Raw genomic sequence first — 12,156 nt, forward strand, 5'->3', positions numbered from 1 at the left:
GTAGCATGATTTTTTATTTATAAGAATTTATAATTTTATAAATAAATATTCATTTGCTACTAAAATTGTAACAGTATTAGCAGTATAAAATAGAAGTATGTGCAATATTAAACAATCTAAGAAAATAGGCAAGCAGTATATATAACAGTGAATAAAAGTATTTCAATTAGATTAACTTTAGTAGTAGTATCATCATCCATGTGTTAAAATCATTGTATAAATATTCGTTTATAGAGGTGCTACACATGGCAAAAAAATCAGTAAGACATATTAAAATAAGAGAAATTATATCTAATGAAAAAATTGAAACACAAGATGAATTGGTAAAGCGTTTAAATGAATATGAGTTAAATGTAACTCAAGCAACTGTTTCTCGTGACATTAAAGAATTACAATTAATTAAGGTACCTACACCTTCTGGTCAATATGTTTATAGTTTACCTAATGACAGAAAATATCATCCATTAGAAAAACTTGGTCGTTATTTAATGGATTCATTTGTAAACATTGATGGTACAGGAAATCTTTTAGTACTTAAAACATTACCTGGTAACGCTCAATCAATTGGAGCAATCCTAGATCAAATAGACTGGGATGAAGTGCTAGGCACAATTTGTGGTGATGATACTTGTTTAATTATATGCAGAGATGAATCTGCAAGCGAAAAAATTAAAACGCGTATCTTTAATTTACTATAAGTATAAGGAAGTGATTATGAATGCTACAAACCTTATCGATTAAACAATTCGCAATTATAGATGAATTAGAAGTGAATTTTGGTGATGGCTTAACTGTTTTAAGTGGTGAAACTGGTGCTGGTAAATCAATTATTATAGACGCAATTGGGCAACTAATTGGCATGCGTGCATCATCAAACTATGTTAGACACGGTGAGAAAAAAGCAGTGATTGAAGGTATCTTTGATATTGATAATAGTAAAGAAGCCATTTCAATACTTCATGATTTATCAATCGATATAGATGAGGACTTTTTATTAGTAAAAAGAGAAATATTCAGCTCTGGTAAGAGTATTTGTAGAGTTAATAATCAAACAGTTACTTTACAAGATTTGCGAAAAATAATGCAAGAATTACTAGATATACATGGCCAACATGAAACACAAACTTTATTAAAACAAAAATATCATTTACATTTATTAGATAGTTATGCTGAAAATACATATCAAACGCTACTTGAATCGTATGTTGATACTTTTGATAAATATAAAGCTAAGAAAAAAGAATTAGCCGATTTAGAGTCTGCTGATCAAGCATTATTACAAAGGTTAGACTTGTTGAAATTTCAATATGATGAATTACAAGAAGCGAATCTTATTGAAAACGAAGTCCCACAACTTGAAACTGATATCAAACGTATTCAAAATTCCGAAAGTCTAAGTTTAGCGTTAAACAATGCACATATTACATTAACGGATGAGCATGCTATTACAGACCGTTTATACGAATTGAGTCATCAATTACAATCAATCAGTGAAATTTTACCAGAAAAATACGATGAACTAAAAGAAGATGTCGACCAGTTTTATTACACACTTGAGGACGCTAAACATCAATTATACGATGATTTAACGAATACAGAATTTGATGAACAATATTTAAATGAATTAGAATCTAGGATGAATTTATTAAATAGTTTAAAGCGTAAATATGGTAAAGATATCAATGAACTTATTATGTATCAAGATAAAATGGCTGACGAAATTAATAAGATTGAAAATTATGAAGAAAGTACAGCTCAATTACGTCAAGAAATAGATGATTTATATAAAAATGTTATGGAATTAGGGGAAAAGTTATCACAAGAAAGAAGAATTGTCGCTCAATCTTTGCGTAATCATATTGTAGATGAAATCCAAAACCTGCAGATGAACGATGCTAATTTAGAAATTTCATTTAAACCATTAGACACACCTAATCGAGAAGGTATAGAATTTGTAGAGTTTTTAATCAGTCCAAATAAAGGCGAACCTTTAAAAAGCTTAAATAAAATAGCTTCTGGAGGAGAATTGTCCAGAATTATGTTAGCGCTAAAAACTATCTTTGTAAAAACTAGAGGCCAAACAGCCATTTTATTTGATGAAGTAGATTCTGGTGTGTCTGGTAAGGCTGCTCAAAAAATGGCAGAAAAAATGAAAGGACTGGCTGAACACATTCAAGTGATATGCATCTCGCATCTACCACAAGTTGCATCAATGAGTGACCATCATTTATTTATTAGTAAAAATACAGATGATGAAAGAACAACAACACAAGTTAAAGAATTGACAGGAGAAGAGCGTATCGATGAAGTAGCGAGAATGATTTCAGGCGCTACTGTGACAAAATTAACCAAACAAAATGCTAAGGAAATGATAGAACAGAATCACAATTTATAATAAAAATTTAAATTCATTATTGTTATTTTTAGTGCTAGCTGAATTTGATAAATAATCAGTGAAGGATGTTGATTTTATGCGATTCCAACAATTAGTTGAACCATGTGAAACAATGACTGGAAATGTAGCGGTTTTATATGCAAATGATGAAAAAATGATAGCAGTATTAGTTAAAGCATTAAAATTAACTAACATAGATATTTTTATTTATGATACCCAAGACACTACGGAAATCATACGTTCTTTTGATTTAGAACCCCAAATCTTGAATAGGATTCATGTGCTATCATTTTCAAGTGATTACCAATTACTAAAACAATGTTCAGAAGATCTATCACAAGGAAAAGTTACTGTTTTAATGAAAGGAAAAATGAAAGCCACATCAATGATTTCTTTTGTTTTAAGCAATAAAAACTTTATAGATCAATATGGCTTTTTAAATCATGTTGCGTGCTTTAGTATTCCTAATTATCACAAAACGTTAATGATTAGTGACGTTGCATATAATGTAGCTCCGACAATTGAAGAAAAAAAACAAATCATTAAAAATTTAACTACTTTCAGCAAAGCACTAGGTTATGATGAATTTAACATAGGTTTATTATCTTCAGTAGAACAAGCATCTAAAAAGATTTTGTCATCTATAGATGCTGAAAAATTAAAAAATATTTTCAATCGAACATCTGATACAGATGCGAAAATAGACGGACCCATTCTTTTTGATCATGCAATCAGTAAAAAAAGAGCAATTGAAAAAAATAATACATCTAGTATTGCTGGTAACGTTGATGCACTTCTAGTTTCCAATATAGATGTTGGGAGTGCATTGTTAAAATCTTTAACTTATTTTGGAAATGCTTCTGTTTCTAGTTTGTTACTCGGAGCAAAATTCCCTATTGTTTTCACATCTAGGACAGAAAGTAAACAAAATAAATTAAACTCTTTATTACTTGCTTTGAAATCACAAAATAAATTTAACTTCTAATTATATTTGAATTTTTACACTATTATTTAGGTTATTAATTTTATAATATTGAATTTTGATGTAAGATAGTAAAGGATATAAATTAATAGAAAACTATTTCTTTTGCGCTTGTATTTAAATAAAGTATGAAGCATACGATTTTTCTATAAAAGACTTATTGTAATCATAGTAACCATCAATATTTCATTATCTAGACAATTCTTTTAAAATATAAAATTAAAGCATTTGAAAAATAAAGGATTTTAGAAATTTTAAAAACACGCATTGAAATCACTTTTAAAACTCAAAGGTGATTTTATTCGCATGTTTAAAATAATTAATATCAAACAATTTAGTTTAATAAAAAATTAAAATTTGTTATGAATTTGATTTTTATATTGTATATTGATTTTCAATTACTTTGCTAAATTTTTTGTTTAAATATGATTATTGACATAGTACTAAGATTACAGTTAGGAGTAAAAATATGGCAGACGAAAAATATGATTTAGTAATTTTAGGTGGGGGCACTGCTGGGTATGTGTCAGCAATTAGAGCATCTCAATTAGGGAAAAAAGTTGCACTTGTAGAAAAGTCACTTTTAGGCGGCACATGTTTACATAAAGGATGCATACCAACAAAAGCACTTTTGAAATCAGCTGATGTATTAAGAACAGTAGCAAATTCGAGTGGATTTGGTGTAGATGTAGATGCATTTAAATTAAATTTTTCACGAATTCAAGCACGTAAAAATGAAGTTGTCCAACAAATGTTCAAAGGTGTTGAACAACTTATGAATCATAATAAAATTGATGTATTTAATGGGGTGGGACGAATATTAGGTCCATCTATTTTCTCACCTCAAAGCGGTACTATTTCAGTAGAATACGAAAATGGTGAATCAGAATTAATTCCAAATAATAATGTATTAATCTGTACCGGTTCATCTCCAATGCCTTTACCCTTTTTACCATTTGATGGAAACACTGTGCTATCCAGTGACGATATATTAAAACTAGATAAATTACCCCAATCACTTGCGATCATTGGTGGAGGTGTCATAGGTTTAGAATTCGCATCTTTAATGACGGATTTTGGGGTTGAAGTAGTTGTCATAGAAGCAGGTAAACGAATCTTACCGACTGAAAGTAAATCCATCGCAAATACATTAAAAAATGATTTAATACAACGTGGTGTGAAATTTTATGAAAATACACAACTATCAAAAGAACAAGTTTCAATTGAAGACTCTGGTATCAATATTTTATTGAATGATGAAACGACTCATTTTGAAAAATGCTTAGTCGCAATTGGTAGAAAGCCCAATACGGATGATATTGGCTTAAATAATACAAAAATAAAATTATCAGATGCCAATCATATAATTGTAAATGAATATCAACAAACTGAAGACAAACATATATATGCTGCAGGTGATTGTATCGGTAAATTACAACTCGCACATGTAGGATCCAAAGAAGGCATAACAGCAATTGACCATATGTTTGATGCTTCACCAATATCAGTTGACTATGATAAAATGCCAAAATGTGTTTATACGCAACCTGAAGTTGCAAGTATTGGGCAAAATTTAGAACAAGCAAAATCTAATAAGCTTAATGCAAAAGCCTTTAAAGTTCCGTTTAAAGCAATCGGCAAAGCTGTTATAGAAAATGTTACAAATCAAAATGGCTTTTGTGAAATCATAATCGATCAGGATAATGATACTGTACTTGGACTTAATATGATTGGTCCACATGTAACAGAATTAATTAATGAAGTATCATTAATGCAATTTATGAATGGCTCCACTCTAGAACTTGGATTAACTACTCATGCTCATCCATCGCTGTCTGAAGTGTTAATGGAGTTAGGCTTAAAAGTTGAAAACAGATCGATTCATGTTTAAATAAGGAGGAAATAAGATGTTTGATTATAAATCAGTTGGACTTGAAGCGTCTGACTTACAAACCATGTATAAATGGATGGACTTAGGTCGTAAAATAGATGAGCGCATGTGGCTTTTAAACCGTGCTGGGAAAATCCCATTTGTCATAAGCTGCCAGGGGCAAGAGGCGACACAAATAGGTATGGCATATGCTATGCATGAGGGAGACATATCTTCACCTTATTATAGAGATTTAGCGTTTGTAACTTATATGGGTATGACAGCATTAGACTCAATGCTAGCTGCATTCGGTAAACGTGATGATATAAATTCCGGTGGGAAACAGATGCCTTCTCATTTTGGAAAAAGAGAAAAAGGTATATTATCACAAAGTTCTCCTGTTGGCACACAAATATTACACGCTGTAGGTGCTGCATTAGCATTAAAGATGGATAATAAGCCTAATATTGCTATGGCAACTGTGGGAGAAGGTAGTTCAAACCAAGGTGATTTTCATGAAGGTCTCAATTTTGCTGGTGTTCACAATCTTCCATTTATTTGCGTGATTGAAAACAACAAATATGCAATTTCAGTACCCGACACGCTACAATATGGTGCAGAAAAATTATCTGATCGCGCTATTGGTTATGGTATGCATGGCGAGCATGTCGATGGTAATGATCCAATAGCAATGTATAAAGTAATGAAAGAAGCACGAGAACGCGCATTGAATGGAGAGGGATCGACATTAATCGAAGCAATGTGTACAAGAATGACTGCACACTCATCAGATGATGATGACAAGTATCGTACACAAGAAGAACGTGATGGGTTAAAATCATTAGACTGCAACCTAAAATTCAAATCTTTTTTATTAGAAGAAGGTATCATTGATGAACAATGGTTGGATGAAATAGAAAAAGAACATAAAGAGATTGTAAATCAAGCAACAAAAGAAGCTGAAAAAGCTCCTTATCCATCACCAGAAGAAACTTACACATATGTCTACGAAGAAGGGAGCTTAAATAATGGCTAAATTATCTTATTTAGAAGCAATTCATCAAGGCCTAGATCAAGCAATGGAAAAAGACAATGACGTTTTTGTATTAGGTGAGGATGTTGGTAAAAAAGGTGGCGTGTTTGGTGTCACATTAGGTTTACAGCAAAAATATGGAGAAGCAAGAGTGTTAGATACACCACTTGCAGAATCGAATATTGTGGGTACTAGTATTGGTGCTGCTATGTTAGGTAAACGACCAGTTGCAGAAATTCAATTTGCTGAATATATTTTACCTGCAACGAATCAAATTATGAGTGAAGCAGCAAAAATGAGATACCGCTCTAATAATGATTGGCATTGTCCTATTACTATTCGTTCTCCATTTGGTGGAGGCATACATGGTGCACTTTATCATTCACAAAGTGTTGAATCCATTTTTGCTTCTACGCCGGGGCTCACAATTGTTATTCCGTCCACACCATATGATGCGAAAGGCTTATTATTAGCATCAATCGAATCAAATGACCCAGTATTATATTTCGAACATAAAAAAGCTTATCGCTTACTTAAAGAAGAAGTGCCAGAATCGTATTATACAGTGCCAATTGGTAAAGCTGATGTTAAGCGTGAAGGCGACGATATTACTGTATTTACTTATGGTCTTTGTGTCAATTACTGTATTCAAGCAGCTGATATGCTTGCTGAAGATGATATAAATGTTGAAGTAGTTGATTTACGCACAGTCTATCCTTTAGATAAAGAAACGATTATTGAGAGAGCTAAATTAACAGGTAAGGTTTTATTGGTCACTGAAGATAACCTAGAAGGTAGTATCATATCTGAAGTTGCTGCAATTATTGCTGAAAATTGTCTGTTTGATTTAGATGCACCGATAATGAGACTTGCTGGACCAGATGTTCCTTCAATGCCATTTGCACCAACACTCGAAGATGAGTTTATGATTAATCCAGATAAGATAAAAATTAAAATGCGTGAACTCGCAGAATTTTAAGGAGGCACAATGATGGAAATAAAAATGCCTAAACTCGGAGAAAGTGTGCATGAGGGCACAATAGAACAATGGCTCGTTTCAGTAGGCGATAAAGTAGAAGAGTATGACCCACTTTGTGAGGTTATTACGGATAAAGTAACTGCAGAAGTGCCTTCATCATACGCTGGTACAATCCGCGAAATTATTGTGGAGGAAGGTACAACAGTAGAAGTTGGTGAAGTAATTTGTTATTTAGATACTGAGGAAGAAGTATCCAATGAAAATACCGATAATAATACTACAAATGAACAAGATGAATATACATCAGAATCAACACAAACTATGGTTGATTCCTCTAATGTAAATGATAGCACGACTGATGCGTCAGATAATCTTCCGAAAAATAACGGACGCTTTTCACCGGTAGTATTTAAACTTGCGTCTGAACATCAAATCGACCTTTCACAAGTCAAAGGGACTGGCTTTGAAGGTAGAGTAACCAAAAAAGATATAGAGAAAGTAATCAAAGAAGGTACTAATAAATTAGGTTCAGAAATCATCGCTCCTAAAGACTCTCCTAAAGTCAATAAGCAAGTTCAATATAACGAACCATCTCCTGGCTCTGCAATTCCAGTAAATGGTGTTCGCAAACAAATAGCTGAAAATATGGTGAACAGTGTTAATGAAATCCCACATGCTTGGATGATGGTTGAGGCAGATGCTACAAACTTAGTTAAAACAAGAAATTATCATAAAAATAGTTTCAAAGAAAATGAAGGTTATAACCTTACTTATTTTGCGTTCTTTGTAAAGGCGGTTGCAGAAGGATTAAAAGCATATCCTTTACTCAATAGTAGTTGGCAAAATTCCGAAATAGTTATGCATAAAGATGTCAACATTTCAATTGCAGTAGCTGATGAAGAAAAATTATATGTTCCTGTAATCAAAAATGCAGATGAAAAATCCTTAAAAGGCATTGCTAGAGAAATAAATGATTTAGCACAAAAAGCACGTAATAAAAAATTAAAATCTGAAGATATGCAAGGTGGTACATTTACGGTCAATAATACTGGTACATTTGGCTCAGTATCATCTATGGGTATTATCAATCACCCAGAAGCCGCTATACTGCAAATTGAATCCATCATCAAAAAGCCCGTTGTTATTGATGATATGATAGCTATTAGACACATGGTTAATCTATGTATTTCTATTGATCATCGTATATTAGATGGTTTGCAAGCAGGTAGATTTATGAATTTCGTTAAGACAAGAATTGAGCAATACTCTATAGAAAATACAAGTATTTACTAGTTTTTATAGTATAAACAAATGGTAATTTATATGAAAATGGTAAGTTAGAAATCAAATTTGATTATTTTGATTTCTAACTTATTTTTTTAAATAACTATTGTTCAAGCATTTCACGAAAAGCGAACTTACTTTCTCATTAAACACACATGTTGAACTATTGTCTATATATTAGTAAAATGAAATTAATAAATTGATAATGAAAGGTGATTTGAATATGGATTTAAATTTTGATTTATATATGAATGATGTAGTAAGCCAAGCAAGAAATGAAATTGAGGAAGCGGGTTATGAACAATTAACAACAGCAGATGAAGTTGATAAAGTGTTAAGTCAAGAAGGTACATCACTTGTTATGGTTAATTCAGTTTGTGGTTGTGCTGGTGGGATTGCTAGACCAGCAGCTACGCACGCTTTACATTATGATAAATTACCAGACAGACTAGTGACAGTGTTTGCTGGACAAGACAAAGAAGCTACACAACAAGCAAGAGATTATTTTAAAGGATACGCACCATCAAGCCCATCATTTGCATTAATAAAAAATGGTGAAATCACACAAATGATAGAACGTCATCAAATCGAAGGCCATGATGTGATGGACGTTATTAATCAATTACAAAATTTATTTGATACTTATTGTGATGAAAGATAGAGGTTGACACCGATGATGCGATTAAATCCATATCGAATCGGATTCAGAACAATTAAAACTGCTGTAGGTATGGCACTAGGAATTATCATTGCTAAATTAATGGGATTAGATAATTTTGCTTCTAGTGCCATTTTAGTAGTGCTTTGTATTAAACATACCAAAGTGCATTCACTTCAAGCGATTATATCAAGATTTGTATCTTGTATATTAATCCTTATAATAGGGTCAATAGCTTTCAGTTACTTCGGTCAAAATGCTATTATTTTAGGTCTAATCGTATTATTTTTTATACCGCTCACTGTTGTATTCAAAGTACAGGAAGGCGTAGTTACAAGTTGTGTCATTTTGCTGCATGTATTTAATGCTGAAGTGATTGACATGCACTTGTTTATCAATGAAATTTTATTATTAATTGTGGGCCTTGGTATTGCATTCATAATGAATTTAATCATGCCTAGCCTAGACTTTAAACTTAAACAATATAAAGAAGAAATAGAAAATCAATTTACAACAATTTTTGAAACATTTAGTAATAATTGTAAAGAACCCAATGCTTCATTAAATATTTCTTTCAACCAGTTACAACTTACGATTCAAAAGGCAAAATCAATTGCATTTAGAGATGTTAAAAATCATTTCGTACGTAATGAAAATTCTTACTATCATTATTTTGATATGAGAGAAGAGCAGTTAGAACTACTTGAAAGAATGTCTAAAATGATACAAAACATTGAAACGAAAGATATGCTGTTAACTAAAATCAGCAGTTTATTTTTGGAAGTGGCTCATAACGTAAATAGTAATGACTATACAGTGTTACGATTGCATTCTCTCTATGAAATTAAAATAGAGTTAGAACAATTAGAGTTACCAAAAACACATGCTTCATTTAGAACTAGAGCAAGTATTAAACAACTACTCAATGAATTAGAAGAATATTTAGAAGTTAAATCACAATTTGGATCCTTAAAATTACATAAAGATACAAAATCAACAATTTTTTCATAGAAAGCATAAATAATAATCACCTTGGCCTAGTTAAGAGAATGACATCTATTTTCTTTATACCTAGGCCATTTTAATTAAAATTGTACAGAAAAAGAGCTTGTGATATAAAGTTCTTGGACTAGTGAAAAAAGACAATTTCTATTAAAATAACATAGAAATTGTCTTTTTCATTATTGTTTTGATTACGGTTGATGATATGATGTATTACCACGATGATATTTGAATACATCGAATACATTTGCAGGGATAGTTTCAACGATTTCATTAACATGTCGTGACAAACACATATAAATGCGACGTATTTTGGCGAGACGCTTGAGGGAACAGGACAAGCTGAAGACTACAAGCTAAAGCTGTCGCCTAAGAAAGTGAGCCTACAATACGAAGTATGGAATAAAAAAGAAGCACTCAGATGAAATGAATTAAATCATCTAAGTGCTATTTTTAACGGATTTATGTCTCAATCCGATAGAAAAAATTTTTAAAAGTTAAGCTTTGATTTTAATTCGTTAAAGGAACTATACTTGTCAAGATTAATGCAAGTACTACTGCTACCAACATAACTACAATTATAAATCTAAGCACTTTATTGTTATTCAATCTTTATTCCTCCATAATATATCCAATGCGTTTTATTAATCATTATTGTACTTTGAAGCATCCACAATAATTTTAAGTATCTTTATTTTATCAATGTATATTATAACATAACAAGTCTAACACGTATAAACATATTTGTTTTACTAAACTTTAAACTTATGTAAACTAAAATAAATTGTGATTATAGAAAAGGGGATAAATATGATAAATGAAAAACGTCTATTAGAGACATTTTTAACACTCGTTCAAATTGATTCAGAAAGTGGAAATGAACAAACTATACAAAACCATTTAAAAAAATTGATGGAGCAACAAAATATAGATATCAGTGAAGACAAAGCGAGTATTCAAAATGAAGCATTAGGTGCTAATAATTTAATATGCACATTAAAGGCTACTCCAAATTTTGAGCATCTTGAGAAAATATATTTTACAAGTCACATGGATACAGTTGTACCAGGTCAAAAAATTGTACCAACTGTAAAAGAAGATGGATACATATACTCAGATGGAACTACAATTTTAGGCGCAGATGATAAAGCAGGTTTAGCAGCTATTATAGAATTTATCCGTGTCATTAACGAACAAAATTTGCCTCATGGTCAAATACAATTTATTTTAACTGTAGGAGAAGAAATAGGTTTAGAGGGTGCGAAAGCTATAGATAAAACTTTACTAGATGCAAATTATGGCTTTGCGATTGATGCAAGTGTTCCAGTCGGTACAACAGTAGTAGGTGCGCCAACACAAATGAAACTGAATGCCACAATATTTGGAAAAACAGCACACGCCAGTACGCCTAACCATGGGATTAGCGCAATTAATGTAGCAGCAAAAGCAATTAGTGAGATGAACTTAGGTCGAATAGATGAATATACTACAGCTAATATCGGTCGCTTTGAAGGTGGATCAGCTACCAATATTGTGGCTGAAAAAGTAACATTAAATGCAGAAGCACGTTCGCATTCAGATGAAAGTATTATCAAACAAGTGAATCATATGAAATCTGTATTTGAAACAACTGCAAAAAAGTACCATTGTCATGCAGAAGTAGAAATCATCAAAAGTTATCCAGGATTTAAAATTTCTGATGATGCAACGGTTACTTCTATAGCAAAATCTAGCGCTTTATCTTTAGGTTTAGAAGCAAATACCGTCATTGCTGGTGGCGGATCAGATGGTAATATAATCAATCAACTTGGTATACCTACAGTCATTTTAGGTGTCGGTTATGAAAACATTCACACTACAGAAGAAAGAATATCAATTAAATCTTTAAATCAGTTAGCTAATCAACTTTTAGGTATCAACGATGTGGTTATTAAACAATCTATAAACTGATTA

General features: G+C 31.6%; 10 protein-coding genes and 1 pseudogene. 10 read left to right on the forward strand and 1 reads right to left on the reverse strand.

Annotation, left to right across the window (positions count from 1 at the left end):
• Positions 1-245 precede the first annotated feature (245 nt).
• The 9 genes from ahrC (at position 246) to KA856_RS06815 (ending at position 10,212) form a co-directional block, all read left to right on the forward strand.
• Positions 246-698 (forward strand): transcriptional regulator AhrC/ArgR, encoded by a 453-nt coding sequence (gene ahrC, locus KA856_RS06775; RefSeq protein ID WP_019468379.1) that lies wholly within the window; start codon positions 246-248, stop codon positions 696-698.
• Positions 699-718: 20 nt separating this feature from the next.
• Complete coding sequence (gene recN, locus KA856_RS06780) at positions 719-2,395, forward strand: DNA repair protein RecN (protein ID WP_107385016.1); 1,677 nt, start codon at positions 719-721, stop codon at positions 2,393-2,395.
• 76 nt (positions 2,396-2,471) lie between these two features.
• Positions 2,472-3,380, forward strand: a complete 909-nt coding sequence (locus tag KA856_RS06785) for a phosphate acyltransferase (RefSeq protein ID WP_119535937.1) — start codon at positions 2,472-2,474, stop codon at positions 3,378-3,380.
• 466 nt (positions 3,381-3,846) lie between these two features.
• A complete protein-coding gene (gene lpdA, locus KA856_RS06790; protein ID WP_107386595.1) occupies positions 3,847-5,268 on the forward strand; it encodes a dihydrolipoyl dehydrogenase in 1,422 nt (473 codons plus the stop codon).
• A 16-nt stretch (positions 5,269-5,284) separates the two neighbouring features.
• Complete coding sequence (locus KA856_RS06795; RefSeq protein ID WP_107386594.1) at positions 5,285-6,283, forward strand: thiamine pyrophosphate-dependent dehydrogenase E1 component subunit alpha; 999 nt, start codon at positions 5,285-5,287, stop codon at positions 6,281-6,283.
• Positions 6,276-7,259 (forward strand): alpha-ketoacid dehydrogenase subunit beta, encoded by a 984-nt coding sequence (locus KA856_RS06800; RefSeq protein ID WP_107385020.1) that lies wholly within the window; start codon positions 6,276-6,278, stop codon positions 7,257-7,259. Before KA856_RS06795 ends, KA856_RS06800 begins: the two co-directional genes overlap by 8 nt.
• A 12-nt stretch (positions 7,260-7,271) precedes the next feature.
• Entirely contained in the window at positions 7,272-8,552 is a 1,281-nt protein-coding gene (locus KA856_RS06805; protein WP_119535955.1) for a dihydrolipoamide acetyltransferase family protein, read from the forward strand.
• A 214-nt stretch (positions 8,553-8,766) separates the two neighbouring features.
• The gene (brxB, locus tag KA856_RS06810; protein ID WP_107385022.1) at positions 8,767-9,204 is read left to right on the forward strand and encodes a bacilliredoxin BrxB; all 438 of its coding nucleotides are present in this window, start codon (positions 8,767-8,769) and stop codon (positions 9,202-9,204) included.
• Positions 9,205-9,216: 12 nt separating this feature from the next.
• A complete protein-coding gene (locus KA856_RS06815; protein WP_107385023.1) occupies positions 9,217-10,212 on the forward strand; it encodes an aromatic acid exporter family protein in 996 nt (331 codons plus the stop codon).
• A gap of 501 nt (positions 10,213-10,713) precedes the next feature.
• Here KA856_RS06815 and KA856_RS06820 read toward each other — a convergent pair.
• Positions 10,714-10,803: pseudogene (locus tag KA856_RS06820) on the reverse strand (hypothetical protein); the annotation flags it as partial.
• Between the two features lie 210 nt (positions 10,804-11,013).
• Here KA856_RS06820 and KA856_RS06825 point away from each other — a divergent pair.
• Positions 11,014-12,153 carry a M20/M25/M40 family metallo-hydrolase gene (locus KA856_RS06825; RefSeq protein ID WP_119535957.1) on the forward strand — a complete coding sequence of 380 codons (1,140 nt, stop codon included), beginning with the start codon at positions 11,014-11,016 and terminating at the stop codon, positions 12,151-12,153.
• Positions 12,154-12,156 lie beyond the last annotated feature (3 nt).

It is taken from the genome of Staphylococcus sp. GDB9P120P (assembly GCF_017893435.1).
Classification (GTDB): Bacteria; Bacillota; Bacilli; order Staphylococcales; family Staphylococcaceae; genus Staphylococcus; species Staphylococcus cohnii.